The sequence below is a fragment of the Bacillus sp. FSL R9-9497 genome (assembly GCF_038005805.1).
GTDB classification, from domain to species: Bacteria; Bacillota; Bacilli; order Bacillales; family Bacillaceae_G; genus Bacillus_A; species Bacillus_A cereus.
The window spans coordinates 2,786,728-2,802,536 of the sequence record NZ_JBBOTY010000001.1; the positions used below are offsets into that span (position 1 = coordinate 2,786,728).

A 15,809-nucleotide genomic window follows, 5' to 3' on the forward strand; every position below is an offset into this window, starting at 1 on the left:
ACCCGTTAACAAACGGTTTGAAGGACCAACATAATTAATTATGTAACAACCCTCAACAATAGTTTGAGGGTGCATTTAAATACATGTATTATAACTCATTTTTATAAATAAAAGATTCCGTCTCACCGTTCTTATATACTTTAGTCAATTTAACAACTGATTTGTACGTGTTAACGTCATCCTCTATCATTTTTTTATCTCTTCTATTTCGGCATCACCAGTTCCGCCCTCTATTTTTAAACAGTTCGAAATGGAAAGGTATCCGCTTGATGCCAATATAAAAATAAAAATCGTATCAGGAAAATTAATAAATAATAATCCGTAGTTTAAAGGGTCTCCAGCTGGATGTGATAAAAGTAATCGAAAACCTACCAGTTCAGGTACTTGAACAAAATCTCTAGAAACTCTCGGTTCACAACCCACTTACACTCCATCCCTTCTCTATATAGAATTGCTACTACATATATATGAGAAGAAAATAAGAAAAGCTTGGACAATATAACTTTAACGTAACATTATCGTTACCTACTCGTACATTTATATGGAAATTACACCAATTTTGAGTAAGGACACATAATTTTTACTATAAATACATATAACAATTTCATCTTTCATAAAAAAAACGTTATAATGAGGTGTAGCCTCTACGATTACGTTATAAAGGAGATTAAAATTATGGCTAAAATTAAAGTGTACCAAGCAAAAGAAGAAAATATGGATGCAGTAAAAAATATCATTGATGTTGAGGAACAAAACCCAACTACTGAAAATTTACAAAATCTATATGCGTGTGTATTAGATACTGAAGATATGGCATTGCCTGAATCATATATTGAAGAAGATATCTTAATTGATTCTATTGAAGTTATGGTTAACGCTTCTCAAAGCAAAGTAAGAGACTTAGGCGCATACGATGTAATCGAAGTTCAAAACAAAGGCAAGAAAACGCAAATTTTATTACTTGCAGACGAAGAATACGAAATTATCGAAGGCTAATCTAACACCGTACATACGAAAAAGCTCCTTTCCAATTGGAAAGGAGCTTTTTCATTACGCTTTTGATGTTTCACTCTTTTTATTCATTTGTTCTTTCTTAATTACCATACGCTCATTTCCCATAAAGAAAATGAATATGAATGCTAATCCAGCTGGTACCAATGCCCACATGAATGTTTGAACAATTGAACTAGAAAGAGCGTCAATAATTTTATCTAATATTTGCGGAGGGATTTGAGATCTTGCCGATTCTGATAAAATGGCTCTTGAATCCCCTAATTTTGTATTCATTTCCCCGCTCATCCCTTTAAATGCTTCTTCTAATTGATCTTGGAAACCTGTTCTTTGGATCATTCCGAAGATTGTAATACCTAGTGTCATTCCTAATGAACGAATGAAGTTACTCGTTGAAGTCGCAGATCCACGCTGTTCCATACCGAAGTTATGAATTGAAGCCATACTTAGTACAGAGAATGAGAAACCTACTCCAAATCCGATAATAATCATATAAACTGTTAATAATACACGACTTGTTTCTGGCGTTAATGTACTTAATAAGAATAATCCGATTAACATAATAACAGCAGAAATAATCATAATGTTTCGGTAGCTCAGCTTAGTCGTTAAAAATCCACCTAACTGCGCTGTTACGACTGATCCTAGCATCATAGGTAAAAGTAATAATCCTGAGTTTGTTGCAGTCCCGCCGTATACACCTTGAATGAATAACGGAATGTAAACAGTTGCTGACATAAATGCAGCACCGTAACATAATGCAATAATTGTACTCATTCCGAATAAGCGCTGCTTAAACATCTCAAATGAAATAATTGGTTCTTCTACTTTTCGTTCAATAAAAATGAATGCGATGATTAAAATAGCGAATCCACCAAATAAACTTAAAATAAAGCTAGAATCCCAATCATATTTTTGTCCGCCTAGTTCAAGCGCAAACATTAAAGAAACTACTGCACCAACTAAAGTAATTGCGCCAAACCAATCAATTTTTTGCTTTCTATGAACGCGTGATTCTTTATAAAAGAATGTAATAAAAATAAGTGCTAAAATGCCAAGTGGTAAGTTAATATAAAATACCCAGTGCCAGCTAATGTAATCGGTAATATATGCGCCAAGTAATGGCCCGAAAATACTAGATAATCCAAATACAGCTCCGAATAAACCACCCATTTTCCCGCGTTTTTCAGGTGGAAAAATATCAAAAACGATAGTAAACGCGATCGGCACTAATGCCCCGCCACCAATACCTTGAATGGCACGATAAATACCTAACTGTGTAATATTTTCAGCAGTACCACAAAGTGCCGAACCAATCATAAAGACAATTAAACCGAAAATAAAGAATCTCTTTCTACCATACATATCTGATAGCTTACCGAAAATCGGCATGCCTGCCATTTCTGCGACCATATAGGCAGAAACGACCCATACAAAGTTTTCAAGGCCTCCTAAGTCACCAACGATTGTTCCCATCGCCGTTACGACAATGGTATTATCCATCGATGCCATTAAAATACCTAGCAATAAGCCCGCCACAACAAAGCCGAGCTTATTATTCTTCTCAACCATATCTCTTGCTCTCCCTCATACTACTTATATTTGTTTATGTTCTTTTACGACTGCATTACCTTTTTGATTAAAACTAGTATGATATTCTACAACACTAATTTCACATCCAGGACCAATTGTGACGTTGTTGCCTCTTACCACTTCAGCGATCGTATGTTCTAAATAGATATCATCTCCTTCAACAATCGAAGTTTGGAGGCTCCCAGCATGACTAGTAAAAGGAATAAATCTCGCTTTTTTACGAACGGTAATTTTTTTACCACCAATTTCTCTTATCTTACTGCCTTCATAACGAAGTGAAATTTCAATATTTTCAGCATTAAGTAATCCATCACTTTCAAGACCACCAGTTAATGATAAATCTTCTACTTCAATATCTCCCTTTACATTTAAAGCACCTTTTACATCTACGAAATCACCTGAAAACTTTCCTTCAATATTTATCATACCTCTAACTTTTGTTTTTTCAATATGAGCATCACCATGAATTTGTGTATTACCATATACTTTTACATATTCCGCATCTACATTTCCTTGTACTTCGTTATCTCCATACACGACATAATTTTTCACTTTCATATTACCGCGTACATCACTCGTTCCGTACGTTTTAAACTCATTACAACTCATATCATTCGTAATTGTTCCTTCACCGCGAATCTTCACTTTATTATAATCTCCGCCTGCTGAATTACCAGAACCATTTACTGTCAGACTATGTGGATGTTCCATACTGATTTCTCCCTTCCGTTAAACCTGCTTAATTTCTTTTACATTTGCATTTTTATCAACAGTAAGAACACCAGTATATTCAATCAGTTCAATCTCACAGTTTGCTCCTACTGTAACATTGTTTCCTCTTACTGTTCTTATGTGAGCATAATCAATATCGATATTGTCACCTTCTAATAGTTCAGCTTCTAACTGCAAGCCAAACACTGTTTTAAATAGCCTACTAAATGTACCTGATCTATGTCTTACTTTAATCGTTTGACCACCAATTTCTTTCGCTCGACATGTACCGTGAATATTTATATTAATTTCATCTGCGTTTAATAAACCACCGATTGTAAATTGTCCTTCTGAAGAAAAAGTATCCACTTCACAATTACCGTCAATTGTAGCTTGACCATTGACTTTAAATTCTTCACCAGTGACATTTCCACCTATCGTACCTTTTCCTGCAATTTTCAAACTGTTTGCTTTTACATTTTGCGTAATTGTTGCTTTTCCATCAATTCGCATCGTTTCAGCATGAACTGTGCCATCAACTTTACCAGATCCGCTAATTCGTGCACTACTACTTTTCAAATTGCCAGTAACTGCACCGTAACCGTTACATTCAAATTGCTCACATTCAACATTTCCATTCACAGTTCCTTTTCCGTTTAATTGCACTTTATGAAACTCGCCGCCATTCGATGAACCGTAACCATTTATAATCAAATTATCTGTACGCATACTTTCTCCTCCACTACAACAATTTAGTTTTTAATGCTTCGGTATATTTCATAATCGCTTCGCGTAAAACGATTTTGGTGCCTTTTTCAAAAATTAAATCGTCCACGTTTGAAACTAATAAACATGTAGAAATCCCTAACTTTCGGACAATGATTAAGTCACAAGTTTTATGTTTAATTGCTTCATAATTTTCACGTAAAACTTGCAAGACCATTTTTCCTTCTTCTAAACTAATCTCTCCTGATTGTAGTAATTCTTCTAACATGTACACATAAAGAATATCTACAAATTGAAAATCTGCTCTTTTATTCGTTTGTTCTATGAAAAATTGTAAAACTGGTTCTGATGCAATCCCCTTGCGTAAAATGTCTTCCTTTGTTAAAAGAATTTCTCTCACACTCGGTGAAAACATGTTAGCTAGTTCATCAAGTGATAAATCCTCTTTCATCGTTTGGATTTTATCGATACGCTCTAATATCTTTTCTTTCGGAAAAAATGTCTCTTGACCTGTAAACGTTGATTTTCGTACAAACCAATCTTCCGGAATTAAATTTTTTCTTTTCCACCTATATAACTGTCCATATGAAATACCAGTTAGTTCTAATAAATCTTTTTTTGAAATTAAATCTGTACTCAACTGTATAACACTCCTTCCTGATAATAATGTAACATAACACTGTTACGCTGTAAATAAACTTTTATCACAAGTAGCGTAACAATGTGTAAAACAAACCTATTCCTACATACAAAAAAGGCTCTTACACACCTTATGAAAATGTGCAAAAGCCCTTATATATCAAGACTTAAACCAAATATTATAAAAATCAATCCAACCTTGTGAATTAATCATTATATTTTGAACTTTTTCATGTGTACTTACCTCTTGTTTATTACGATATAAAGGAATAATATGAATTTGACGTAACAAAGTATCCTCGATATCACGTAACAGTGTAACTCTTTTCTCTAATTCTTCTTGTCTAAAATAAGGAGACAACTTTTCATGAAAGTCCATGCTGCTTTGTCCATGAATAAAACTATTTTTTGTAAGAAACATATATAATAGACTATCTTCTATTCGTTCACTAATTGTGGCACTATCATGCATCATATCGGCCTTTTGTATCGTACTTACTTCCAATAGCTCTTCTATATCAAGAAAATTATTTTCTACACGAATCCCATATTTCGCACACTCTTTTTGTATCCACTGTGCATCTTCAACATGATCTCGTCCTGTAAATGTGTAGAGTTGTAGCACTTCATTATGATAAGTACTCCTTTTAATTAAACTTTCTACATCTTCCTCAATCTCTACAATGCTTTCACCTGCTAATATTAGTTTTTTTGCCACTTCTCCACGTTCTCCGCCGAGTTCTTGAACGATTGTATAACCATGAATGATGTTATATAACGCTTTCCGAAATAACTCATCTTGCATTGGTCCTTCTTTCGTAAGATTACATGTTATATATGTCACGTTCGACTCAAGCCGAGACAATTCTTTATTATGTTTTTCTTTATCTTTATACTGCGCCTTTACTAAAACATCGTATGTACCTACACCTTGTTCTACATTCCACAACTCAACACGATCTAAAAAAGGTCTTTCACGAAAATATAAAGGATGTCCTTCTAAAATGAACAGATTTTCATTACTTTTATATAATTGAAAAGGCCCGGTTCCAATTAGCCCTCCTGCTTCATCTTCATTCACGATAGAACACTGTTCTGCACTTAGCATATGTAAAAACATTCGATTTTCTGTATGTAATTGAATTTCGAAAACGTAGTCATCCACTGAACGGATACTTTCAACGTGTTGTAACATCCATGCGTGTGCATTATTTTCCAGCTTCATAAATCGATTCAACGAGTATATAACATCATGTGCAGTAAGTTGTTTTCCATTATGAAAGTGAACTCCTTTTCGTAAGTAAAACGTCCATATTTTTTCAGCGTCATTATATTCCCAGTGAAATGCAAGTCTTGGCTCTATAATGTTTGTATTACCGTCTACATACACGAGTGTGTCGAATATATGTTTTACCATATGGCATTCTGAGCGCATTGTAGCGTATACAGGATCTAATGTGATATCTAAATTCATTTGTACTTGCAACCGGAGTACATCTCTTCTCCCTTCAGATGTCATTTCAACCTTATGACCAAATATTGAATCCACCCAGGAATGATATTCTCCCTTTACTGATGGAAAATGTGAGCTATAGCGTTCCACAAATATACTTCCGCTTTTCACATCCCCTTTTTTCGTTATTTCTTTTCCTCTATCTAAAATTAAAGATATCGGGTGCTTTTGAAATATTAACTTAGACCGATTTCCTCTGCCGCGACCTGGAAACCACTTGATCCAATTTAACTCATCTAATTTTTTTATAATTAACTTACTATTGCGCTCTGTACAAAATAATGTACCAGATATATTTTGCACTGTTACTTCCAATCGTTCTCCCTCTTTTTTTCCTTTTCCATAAGCAATCCATAGTTCAATGTATTGATCTAAAATAAACATCATACTCCCCCTAAAAGGTGAAAAATCCTCCCTATAGTCTCTACCCTTTTTCCAACTCTCCTTTCATCTTATCATTTCAATATAGAAAGGAGGAATTAATATTGAATTATCTCTTACTTCGTTACAATAAACCTATTTTTATTAGATTGTGTGGTGAATTATTAACCCGAACGACTGAATCTATGTTAGCTCTCATTATGATTATTTACGTCAATAAAATGTTAAACGGCAATGTAATAATAACTATGCTAATTTTCGGATTACAGCCACTTTCAGACATTTTATTTACGCTTATTGCTGGAGGAATTACTGATAAATATGGCCGAAAAAAGATTATGTTACTCGGATTATTACTACAAGGTGTTGCAATCGGCAGTTTCGTTTTCGCTCAATCTGTTTTTATATTTGCACTGTTATATGTCATTAATGGTATTGGCCGTTCCTTATACATTCCAGCTCAGCGTGCACAAATTGCTGATTTAACAAAACAAGAGCAGCAAGCAGAAATTTTTGCTCTCCTACAAACGATGGGAGCAATTGGATCCGTAGTCGGCCCTTTAATCGGTGCATGTTTTTATAATACTCACCCAGAATATTTATTTATCGTGCAAAGTGTAACCCTTACGATATATGCCGTTGTTGTTTGGACCCAGCTCCCAGAAACCGTTCCACCTATGAGTAAGTCGAAACAAACAGTTGAGGCAAGTTCACCAAAGCAATTTATTTTTAAACATTATGCTATATTCGGTCTTATGGTTTCTACACTCCCTATTAGCTTTTTTTATGCACAAACTGAGACGAATTATCGTATTTTTGCAGAACATGTATTTCCTAATCTCGTATTCATACTCGCATTTATTTCAACATGCAAAGCCATTTTGGAAATCATACTACAAATCTTCCTCGTAAAATGGTCTGAACGATTTTCTATGGCGAAAATCATCCTTATTTCTTACGCCTGCTATACAATAGCTGCAGTTGGCTTTAGTTATTCAACGACGATATTGTCGTTATTCTTCACCTTACTCTTTTTAGTCATTGGAGAAAGTATTGCTCTAAACCACTTATTACGATTCGTTTCAGAAATTGCACCTCACAATAAACGTGGTTTATATTTTTCAATTTACGGTATACACTGGGATATATCTCGAACGTGCGGACCAGTTATTGGTGCAGTTTTATTAAGTAAGTTAAATGGAAGTATGCTGTTTTATATTTGTGCTAGTTTCTTATTAATTGGAGGTATTGTTCAAGCACTGTTTGTTCAAAATTTAGAACGTAAAAAAATCACGAACCAGCCTACACATAATTTATAGGTTACTACTTTTTCAGTAGATCAATATTTCTTATTGGATGAATATTAAAAAACAAAAGTGAAGTATTTCGCGTATGAAAGTATGTTTTATATGGCAGGAGACGTTCCTTATTTACAACTAAAAACACCTCATTTAAGGAAAGTGAGGTGTTTTTGAAATCACTTAATTTCTTATCCTGCCATTTTATTAATACTATCCTCTGGTGAAAATACAGAAATATGATCTACCTTACCAGTCGATTTTGGAATGACAAATTTCAGCTCATACTGGTTATTTACTTTGTATACATATATTTTATCTTCACCATTCTCTTTAACTGAAGATGGTTTTCCTAATGCTTTTTCAATTTCTTGTAATGTAATCAATTTTAGTTCTGCATGATATGAGCGTACATCAAAAACTTGTGACCCTTTATTAAATCCGAAAACAATATTTTTATTTGTAAAAGTTGCGTACATTCCGTTCCCTGCATATTCGGTTTTATTTGCTTTCCCCCACGCTTTTTCAATTTCTTCAATATCCCCTGTATGGGCTCCAAATGGTACATTAGGTACTTTTCCTTCTTTTGCGAGTTCAAACAAATCTTTAACGTGGTTAATTGATTTTTGATTAAGTGTTCTATTTTTCGAATCTGGGTCAGGCGATGGTTTTGTTGTTTTTTCATTGCTTGGTTTTGCTTCAGGATTTTTCTGTTCTTCTGAAAAATTACTTTGTTCATTTTTATTATTTTCCGAGGTTGGATTTGTTTCCTTTTTTTCGTCTGTCTCTTTACATGCGGCTAGCGCAAACATACATGTAAACACCAAAAATAACATAACTATTTTTAAATATATTTTCATCATCTTTACCCCCTATTGCATCTTATTCATTTCGTTAACCAACCCATTACACTACTTTTCAAATTATGTTTGTTCCAAAAAAGTCAGTGCTTCACTCTCTCCAAAAGCTTGTACAAAATATATTACAAAAGCTGTTTCTAAAAAGTAACCAAGTCTGTTATATCCGAAGTAACTACCTCCTGATAAACGAAACCATTTTCATCTCCTTATTTAAACCTTCTCTTCTCAATGATAATATCCTCTATCTATAACTTAAAACATGCTCTCACAACAGCTCCTTGAAACAGAAAAAAACCAGTAGGAAGTGATTACTCTTTTCCTACTGGTTAAAATAAAATTATACGGTAAATCTTAGCTTCTTAAAAAATGTAGCGATAGTATTTTTTACAGTTTCAAAATTATAAGCAAACGTGTTATCTCCACTTAATGATGAAATACATGTTAAAACTGCAGCTTTAATAAAAGCTTTTACATCTACAAGCATAAAATTAGCCTCCATGAATTTAATTACAATCATTATAACAGGTGTTTTACGATGCTAACATGAAAGTAATAAATAAATTTCTATTATTAATTTATCCCGCTATTTGCCGGGCAGTAAGATCCCCACCTCAAAATTCAGCGGAAACAAAGAAGTTAGGTGGGGGCCCTGCTGTCCGTAAAAGCCCGATTGGTGAGGGCTGATAATCAGTGGGGATGAACACCCCACTGATTAAAGTTTCACTTTATTTAGCTCACAGTACACCATTCCAATGTCATATAAAAAAGCTGCCCAAAAAGGGCAGCTTCAAATATGTATATTACACTTCGATTGATTTACCATCTTCAACAATATGATAAAGTAAATGCGCTAAATGATGAATTGGACCGTATTCTTCCTCTTCCTCATCTGTTTCACCTTGGAACTCAAGATCGTTTAAGTACAGTGCTAAAAATTGATAGTATAGTTTTAAATCAAATCCGTAGCACGCAGTTGGCTCTTCATGATCACCTTCGTATTGTAACATTAAGTATTGATCGTTTCCTTCTGCATCTTCTGCATCAAAGAATACGAAGAATCCAACGTTTGTATCTAAATCAAATAGATGACGAGTGCCTTTTTCTGTTGCTTTGTTAAAGTCCTCTTCACTTAATTTATGTACTGTTGTCGCTTTAGCATTATCTTCTTGATGGAAATTTACTGTGAATGTTTTCAATGCTGACACCTCCTGATTGTATAATACTAGCATAACATATAAAAAGGACTGCTTACAAATGTAAACAGTCCTTACATTCATTTTCGCATTGCTCGTAATAAGAAGCTTACGATGAAAATTAAAATGATCGCACCGATTAAAGCTGGAATAATTGCATATCCGCCAATGACTGGACCAAAACTACCAAGTAATTTCGAACCAACCCAAGAACCGATAATACCAGCAATAATATTACCAATTACACCACCAGGTACGTCTTTTCCAGTAATTAAGCTCGCAAGCCATCCTAATATACCACCGACGATTAAAGACCAAATCATATAATAACCTCCTTTACATTTCACCAATCAAAATATAATTAGAAACAATTGCTTACCATTAGTTATGTGACATTTTTCATAAGTTATTCATGTTGTTCAACTTTAAGATTTTTGAGAATAATACACACAGATTAAACCTTTTTTTGAACTAACGATTTATCCGACTTGTTATTACACACATTAAGGACAATCTGGCTTCAATATTGTTCGCATAAACTCTTCTTTAAAAGCTGCATAGTTAAAACCAACAGCAATTCTTTGAATCGGCCGATCATCAAACCTTGTTGGCTCAGCTATTTTTCTAAAGTCTGCTACACTTTGGCCCCTAGTCACATCATTTGTCGTACTAATCCACACTGCCGATTTTTTATATTCGAAAATACTGTCATTTATAAACGAGATAAACGGTAGTAAATCGTGTATAGGACTTCCACCAATACCCGGATATTCTTTTTTATAAAAGTTCTCATAATAAAAATCAATCATTGGTTTAATGAGTTTCGCCTGTCCAGTTCCTTGTTTATCTATTATATTGGCCATTTCAGGTGTTATAAGCGCGCCCTGTGTTACATTTAACGGGTATATGCTAGCGTTTTTCGCATATTTCATAACAATATTTGCTGCAATTGGATCACCATAAAAATTCGCTTCAGATACTGGTGTAACATTACCTGGAAATAGGAAAGCGCCGCCCATTATATAATACGAACAAATACGATCCATTATATTTGGATACAATAAAAATAACGTAGCAAGCGTCGTTAGTCTCCCTGTCGCCACAATTATAATATCTTCTGGACAAGGTTCGATTAATTTGATTAATTCACAAAAATTTTCTCGTTTACAAATTCTCATCTCAGGTGGAATAATAGGACCTAAACCGTGATCCCCGTGGATTTCAGGGAAAAACAAAGGCTCTTCAGCTGTCATCGGTCTACTCGCACCTTCAATAATTTTCACTTGTGTAGCATAGTACCTTTCTAAAAAATAAACATTTTCCGTAACGATATCTCGTGATACATTCCCGTACTCAGCAACAATACCTAGAATATCTAATTTACATGTTTTATTTGCATAAATTAACGCTACGGCGTCATCAATACCAAAGTCTCCAAAAAAGATAATTTTCTTATTAACTATTCTCACCCCTCTTGAGCATAATCTACTATTATTATTATGTAAAAAAGACAAGGCGGTGAAACAGCGCAAACTAAAAAAGCCGCCTATTTATTGGCGACTTCAATCTTTTTATAAGACAAATATGCAAGTACATTTTTACTTGAATCGTATTTCGGGTTATTTCCTTTTCTCGGCTCTCTCATATGTGTCTTTTCAAATCCAGGAATGTCTGGCATTTTCCCCATAAATTCAAGCATTTCTTCCTCAGTACCTTCAATGCGTACACGAATCATTATAACTATTCCTCAATTCTCAGTTTCTCTGTACTAAGTATATCGTACTTCAGAAAGACTGCAACACATTTATCTTTTTAACGTTGTACTTTTTTTACATATAAACATAGCCATTTCAGTATAGAACGATTCTACTTTATTATTTTTAAATTGAATATTAAAATATCCCTTCATTTCGTTTGGTGCTTTCATCATACATTCTGTTAATTTTTCACGCTTTTGTAAAGGGACATCCATCATATTACACCACCAGTCAAAATCAAACTTCTTATCAAAAGTAAGACATGACTGCATTTGCAAACCGTTTTTTTCTAATAAAGTAAGCCATTCTGTCTTTTTTAGAGCTCGTTCATGACTTGGGTCACGCTTTTTTTCTATAAAATTATAAAATGTATCATATTCATTATTTTCTGGCGAAACATTATCTATTAAGATGAATAATCCATTATCCTCCAACGTACGATTTACTTCATAAATAAATTGAGCCGGACTCGTAAAATGATGGGCTGCAATCCGGCATGTAATTGTATCAAAAAAATGGTCTGCAAATGGTAAATTCTCTGCATTCCCTGCTACAAAAGATACATTTTCATGACCATTCTGCTTTATAAAAACTTTTGCTTTTTCTAACATCTGTTCTGTTAAATCAAGTGCAACTACTTCTTCAAACATAGGTGCTAACATATTTGCCACATGCCCGCCACCAGTAGCAACATCAAGAAGACGATTATTATGACGAGACTCAACTTGTTGAACTACATATTGTAAATCCAGTCCTTTAGCATGTATTTTACTATTTACATATTTATCTGCATTGCTGCCAAACTGTTTTTTCACAAGCTCTTCTTTACTCATATTAGCATCTTCTTTCTATTGTTATTTACATATACGACTCATATAATTATTACAATTCTCTTAATGTATTTTCAAATCCTCTTTTCATCTCACTTCTTATCATATTACCTTTCATTAAAATAATATAATTTTGCATTTTATTATTAAACAAAAAAAGGCTATGGGAACTTCCCCCCTAACCTGAATAAATATTTACTACATTTTTATTTCTTCGTATATATCTATATAATATAAATCCTCTTTCAACTTCATAATAACATCTACTTCGTTATAAGTAGCCTCACGAGCATGTAAACCAAATTGATCCATACCAATCCATATCCACCCAGGTGTAAGATATAAAACATCTATATTAAAATAATCTAACTTAGTAAGCTCCGATGTAATAAATTTATCTTTATTAGCGATTTGTTTATCTATTAAACCGTATTCTTTCCCATTTTCAAATAGCGATATAAATTTCCCTACAATCGGATGTTCACGAACAATAAAATGATATTCTTTTTCTTCTATATTTACCACAATCAAACGAGAAACAGATAAATCAGGCCCTGAATTCGACATATTTGTTTATTCACCTCCTTATATAGGCTTCTTAAATATGATAACAAATGAATATTCAAATTAAGTTAATATAATGTAAAAAATAAAAAAGCTGATTTCTCTTTAGAAATCAGCCTTTATAATTTGATCAACTTTATTCTTTTACAAATTATTATAATGTTTCTTTTTCCTCATCATTTCCAGAAACTAAATTTCCTATAGCATCCGCTGTTACTTCCACTACAAATTCACAAATACCAGCTACAACTTCTCCAATTATTTCATCCATCTTTTTACCCCCTTATTTTATGTAACCTATTTGCATTATAGAAGAAACTGGTAAATACAAACTATCGAAAAAGGTGACATAAACCTTACAGAATTGTAAGCTCTTTCATCCCTTTACTTATCCCCTTTGAAACTCCAAGTATTTTTAGCAGACATATAGGCCATCATAATATGAAGCAAGTAATAATCTAGTGTCAGGAGGCGTTTAATATGTATTACGTAAAATTAATTAAAGGTCAATCTTTCTACGCTTTTGATCATCGTTTCTTAGTGTCTGAAGAAGAAGAGGTTTCAGAGAAAATTTATAATTACTTACGACGTAATGAATTTTTTGAAGTACGTAAAGAAGAATATTCTGCTTAATTACAAAAAGCATTAAGAAAAATATCATCTTATTGTGATATATTCTTAATGCTTTTATGTGAATTTCTTCTTTTCAATAATTATTGTTGACTCTATTAAATAATCTAGTATTTGTCCAAACTAATTATTCACTATTTTCATATTCTAGTATATGAGGAGGTGAAGAATATGACTCATATCATTGATTACCAAGCTACTCAACCTATTAGTAAAACTGGTGAAACAACTTTTGCAATCCCATCTTCTCCAAATAAAGCAATTTTAGCAAATTTGAAATTGCGAATTTCAAGTAGAGATTCACGTAATAATCGAGTAGAATTAATCGCTACAATTGGTATAGAAGGTATAACTGAGACTTCACAAGTTTTATTCCGAATTTTCCGTGATAATATTGAAATTTTTAATGCACAAGTAGGTATTGAATCTACAGATTCTGAACAATTCTATGTACAAACATTTCAAGCTATAGATCAAAACGTTAGCAGTGGAACACACGAATATTCATTAACTGTAAAAAACCTTACTAGTGGTGCAAGCGCAGAAGTTGTTGGCCCACTATCTTTTAGCGCTTTAGCTATTGGACAAGAGCGTAAATGTTGCTAAGTGAATCTAATATTTAATTTTGTACTTGAGAAAAGCGAGGCGTAGTTATACGTTCTTGCTTTTTTATATGTCCCCTTACTTTCTATTAGCTTTAATCATAAATTTTTTACGTTTTGATTCACTTATTTCATCAATTAACACATCAAATTTTTGACAAATCAAAAAGATTGAAATCCAATTATGAAACACGTAATATAGACTCTGACTCTAAAAAAGTTCGTATAAAAATACTACATAAATAAGGAGGTTTTATATACGCGTTTTTCATTTTAAAAGACGGAGAGGTTTTATGTTATGTGGCGTAATAAAAACGTTTGGATTGTTTTAATTGGGGAGTTTATTGCAGGTCTAGGATTATGGCTTGGTATTCTTGGCAACCTTGAATTTATGCAAAAATATGTCCCTTCTGATTTCATGAAATCAGTTATATTATTTATCGGACTATTAGCCGGTGTTCTAGTTGGACCTATGGCTGGCCGTGTCATCGATCAGTATGAAAAGAAAAAAGTTCTTCTTTACGCTGGGTTTGGTCGAGTTTTAAGTGTTATTTTCATGTTTTTTGCTATTCAATTTGAAAGTATCGCATTTATGATTGCATTTATGGTTGCTCTTCAAATTTCAGCAGCATTTTATTTCCCTGCATTACAATCTGTAATTCCACTCATCGTACGTGAGCATGAGTTATTACAAATGAATGGTGTACATATGAATGTTGGTACAATCGCTCGTATTGCAGGTACTTCACTAGGTGGAATTCTTTTAGTTGTGATGAGTTTACAGTACATGTATGCCTTCTCAATGGCAGCATACGCCTTATTATTCCTCTCGACTTTCTTCCTACAATTCGAAGACAAGAAATCAACAACACCAAGTAAACAAGCTGCAAAAGATAATAGCTTTATGGAAGTATTTCGTATTTTAAAAGGAATTCCTATTGCTTTTACAGCACTTATATTAAGTATCATCCCTCTATTATTTATAGCTGGGTTTAATTTAATGGTTATTAACATTAGCGAAATGCAACATGATCCTACGATTAAAGGGTTCATATATACAATTGAAGGTGTCGCATTTATGTTAGGTGCCTTCGTAATTAAACGTCTATCTGATCATTTCAAACCTGAAAAATTACTATATTTCTTCGCAGTTTGTACTGCTTTTGCACATCTGTCATTGTTCTTTAGCGATATAAAATGGATGGCTCTTACATCATTTGGTTTATTTGGGTTTAGTGTTGGCTGCTTCTTCCCTATTATGTCGACGATTTTCCAAACGAAAGTGGAAAAAAGTTATCACGGTCGCCTCTTCTCATTCCGTAATATGTTTGAGAGGGTTATGTTCCAAATCGTCTTACTTGGAACAGGCTTCTTCTTAGATACAATTGGGTTACAATATATGGTTCTCATCTTCGGAGTCGTTTCATTATTGATTATTTCTATTTCCCTTTCTAAGCAGAAACATTATGAAAAACAGCATTCACAATCTGCGAATTTATAA

The 15,809-nt window shown here is 33.3% G+C and carries 18 protein-coding genes and 2 pseudogenes; 5 read left to right on the forward strand and 15 right to left on the reverse strand.

What is annotated here, in order from left to right; translation table 11 throughout:
* Positions 1-88 precede the first annotated feature (88 nt).
* A pseudogene (locus tag MKY21_RS14385) lies at positions 89-414 on the reverse strand (BC_2878 family exosporium-associated protein); the annotation flags it as partial.
* 261 nt (positions 415-675) lie between these two features.
* Between MKY21_RS14385 and MKY21_RS14390 the strand changes: the two are divergent.
* The gene (locus tag MKY21_RS14390) at positions 676-996 is read left to right on the forward strand and encodes a hypothetical protein (protein ID WP_001062731.1); all 321 of its coding nucleotides are present in this window, start codon (positions 676-678) and stop codon (positions 994-996) included.
* Between the two features lie 54 nt (positions 997-1,050).
* Here the strand turns inward: MKY21_RS14390 and MKY21_RS14395 are convergent, their stop codons facing one another.
* From MKY21_RS14395 to MKY21_RS14415, 5 genes are all read right to left on the reverse strand, one after another.
* Positions 1,051-2,583 carry an MDR family MFS transporter gene (locus MKY21_RS14395; protein WP_098616655.1) on the reverse strand — a complete coding sequence of 511 codons (1,533 nt, stop codon included), beginning with the start codon at positions 2,581-2,583 and terminating at the stop codon, positions 1,051-1,053.
* A gap of 24 nt (positions 2,584-2,607) precedes the next feature.
* Complete coding sequence (locus MKY21_RS14400) at positions 2,608-3,315, reverse strand: polymer-forming cytoskeletal protein (RefSeq protein WP_000400904.1); 708 nt, start codon at positions 3,313-3,315, stop codon at positions 2,608-2,610.
* A gap of 18 nt (positions 3,316-3,333) precedes the next feature.
* The gene (locus MKY21_RS14405; protein ID WP_001258387.1) at positions 3,334-4,044 is read right to left on the reverse strand and encodes a bactofilin family protein; all 711 of its coding nucleotides are present in this window, start codon (positions 4,042-4,044) and stop codon (positions 3,334-3,336) included.
* Between the two features lie 13 nt (positions 4,045-4,057).
* A complete protein-coding gene (locus MKY21_RS14410; protein ID WP_000102244.1) occupies positions 4,058-4,681 on the reverse strand; it encodes a YhbD family protein in 624 nt (207 codons plus the stop codon).
* A 159-nt stretch (positions 4,682-4,840) separates the two neighbouring features.
* Complete coding sequence (locus MKY21_RS14415) at positions 4,841-6,577, reverse strand: ABC transporter substrate-binding protein (RefSeq protein WP_000470200.1); 1,737 nt, start codon at positions 6,575-6,577, stop codon at positions 4,841-4,843.
* Between the two features lie 101 nt (positions 6,578-6,678).
* On the opposite strand from MKY21_RS14415, the gene MKY21_RS14420 reads away from it, so the two are divergent.
* Positions 6,679-7,893 (forward strand): MDR family MFS transporter, encoded by a 1,215-nt coding sequence (locus MKY21_RS14420; protein ID WP_001108458.1) that lies wholly within the window; start codon positions 6,679-6,681, stop codon positions 7,891-7,893.
* A gap of 170 nt (positions 7,894-8,063) precedes the next feature.
* On the opposite strand, the gene MKY21_RS14425 is transcribed toward MKY21_RS14420, so the two are convergent.
* The 9 genes and pseudogenes from MKY21_RS14425 to MKY21_RS14465 form a co-directional block, all read right to left on the reverse strand.
* Positions 8,064-8,735 (reverse strand): YjgB family protein, encoded by a 672-nt coding sequence (locus MKY21_RS14425; RefSeq protein WP_001987496.1) that lies wholly within the window; start codon positions 8,733-8,735, stop codon positions 8,064-8,066.
* A 23-nt stretch (positions 8,736-8,758) separates the two neighbouring features.
* Positions 8,759-8,930 (reverse strand): annotated as a pseudogene (locus MKY21_RS14430) (aminopeptidase); the annotation flags it as partial.
* Between the two features lie 139 nt (positions 8,931-9,069).
* Entirely contained in the window at positions 9,070-9,216 is a 147-nt protein-coding gene (locus MKY21_RS14435; protein WP_000959554.1) for a hypothetical protein, read from the reverse strand.
* A gap of 316 nt (positions 9,217-9,532) precedes the next feature.
* Positions 9,533-9,928 carry a hypothetical protein gene (locus tag MKY21_RS14440; protein ID WP_000847587.1) on the reverse strand — a complete coding sequence of 132 codons (396 nt, stop codon included), beginning with the start codon at positions 9,926-9,928 and terminating at the stop codon, positions 9,533-9,535.
* Between the two features lie 77 nt (positions 9,929-10,005).
* The gene (locus tag MKY21_RS14445; protein WP_000638306.1) at positions 10,006-10,248 is read right to left on the reverse strand and encodes a GlsB/YeaQ/YmgE family stress response membrane protein; all 243 of its coding nucleotides are present in this window, start codon (positions 10,246-10,248) and stop codon (positions 10,006-10,008) included.
* Between the two features lie 180 nt (positions 10,249-10,428).
* Positions 10,429-11,394, reverse strand: a complete 966-nt coding sequence (locus tag MKY21_RS14450; RefSeq protein WP_001223681.1) for a nucleoside hydrolase — start codon at positions 11,392-11,394, stop codon at positions 10,429-10,431.
* 77 nt (positions 11,395-11,471) lie between these two features.
* On the reverse strand, positions 11,472-11,660 hold the full coding sequence (locus tag MKY21_RS14455) for a DUF3970 family protein (protein ID WP_000621885.1): 189 nt from the start codon (positions 11,658-11,660) through the stop codon (positions 11,472-11,474).
* Positions 11,661-11,729: 69 nt separating this feature from the next.
* Positions 11,730-12,515: a class I SAM-dependent methyltransferase gene (locus MKY21_RS14460; RefSeq protein WP_000031305.1), complete on the reverse strand. Its 786-nt coding sequence runs from the start codon at positions 12,513-12,515 to the stop codon at positions 11,730-11,732.
* Between the two features lie 195 nt (positions 12,516-12,710).
* Positions 12,711-13,079, reverse strand: a complete 369-nt coding sequence (locus tag MKY21_RS14465; RefSeq protein WP_000071478.1) for a hypothetical protein — start codon at positions 13,077-13,079, stop codon at positions 12,711-12,713.
* Between the two features lie 477 nt (positions 13,080-13,556).
* Between MKY21_RS14465 and MKY21_RS14470 the strand changes: the two genes are divergently transcribed.
* The 3 genes from MKY21_RS14470 to MKY21_RS14480 all read left to right on the forward strand — a co-directional run bounded on the left by MKY21_RS14470 (position 13,557) and on the right by MKY21_RS14480 (position 15,809).
* Positions 13,557-13,709, forward strand: coding sequence for a YqbF domain-containing protein (locus MKY21_RS14470; protein WP_000291905.1), 153 nt, complete (start codon positions 13,557-13,559; stop codon positions 13,707-13,709).
* Between the two features lie 168 nt (positions 13,710-13,877).
* Positions 13,878-14,312, forward strand: coding sequence for an exosporium protein ExsC (exsC, locus tag MKY21_RS14475; RefSeq protein ID WP_341076605.1), 435 nt, complete (start codon positions 13,878-13,880; stop codon positions 14,310-14,312).
* A 294-nt stretch (positions 14,313-14,606) separates the two neighbouring features.
* Entirely contained in the window at positions 14,607-15,809 is a 1,203-nt protein-coding gene (locus MKY21_RS14480; RefSeq protein WP_000269261.1) for an MFS transporter, read from the forward strand.

What these genes read in the sequence shown, in the direction of transcription:
- MKY21_RS14455 (WP_000621885.1), bottom strand. Translation starts at nt 11,660, where the DNA reads ATGATTCGTGTACGCATTGAAGGTACTGAGGAAGAAATGCTTGAATTT.
- MKY21_RS14465 (WP_000071478.1), bottom strand. Translation starts at nt 13,079, where the DNA reads ATGTCGAATTCAGGGCCTGATTTATCTGTTTCTCGTTTGATTGTGGTA.
- MKY21_RS14415 (WP_000470200.1), bottom strand. Translation starts at nt 6,577, where the DNA reads ATGTTTATTTTAGATCAATACATTGAACTATGGATTGCTTATGGAAAA.
- MKY21_RS14425 (WP_001987496.1), bottom strand. Translation starts at nt 8,735, where the DNA reads ATGATGAAAATATATTTAAAAATAGTTATGTTATTTTTGGTGTTTACA.
- MKY21_RS14400 (WP_000400904.1), bottom strand. Translation starts at nt 3,315, where the DNA reads ATGGAACATCCACATAGTCTGACAGTAAATGGTTCTGGTAATTCAGCA.
- exsC (WP_341076605.1), top strand. Translation starts at nt 13,878, where the DNA reads ATGACTCATATCATTGATTACCAAGCTACTCAACCTATTAGTAAAACT.
- MKY21_RS14470 (WP_000291905.1), top strand. Translation starts at nt 13,557, where the DNA reads ATGTATTACGTAAAATTAATTAAAGGTCAATCTTTCTACGCTTTTGAT.
- MKY21_RS14390 (WP_001062731.1), top strand. Translation starts at nt 676, where the DNA reads ATGGCTAAAATTAAAGTGTACCAAGCAAAAGAAGAAAATATGGATGCA.
- MKY21_RS14480 (WP_000269261.1), top strand. Translation starts at nt 14,607, where the DNA reads ATGTGGCGTAATAAAAACGTTTGGATTGTTTTAATTGGGGAGTTTATT.
- MKY21_RS14445 (WP_000638306.1), bottom strand. Translation starts at nt 10,248, where the DNA reads ATGATTTGGTCTTTAATCGTCGGTGGTATATTAGGATGGCTTGCGAGC.
- MKY21_RS14460 (WP_000031305.1), bottom strand. Translation starts at nt 12,515, where the DNA reads ATGAGTAAAGAAGAGCTTGTGAAAAAACAGTTTGGCAGCAATGCAGAT.
- MKY21_RS14405 (WP_001258387.1), bottom strand. Translation starts at nt 4,044, where the DNA reads ATGCGTACAGATAATTTGATTATAAATGGTTACGGTTCATCGAATGGC.
- MKY21_RS14435 (WP_000959554.1), bottom strand. Translation starts at nt 9,216, where the DNA reads ATGCTTGTAGATGTAAAAGCTTTTATTAAAGCTGCAGTTTTAACATGT.
- MKY21_RS14395 (WP_098616655.1), bottom strand. Translation starts at nt 2,583, where the DNA reads ATGGTTGAGAAGAATAATAAGCTCGGCTTTGTTGTGGCGGGCTTATTG.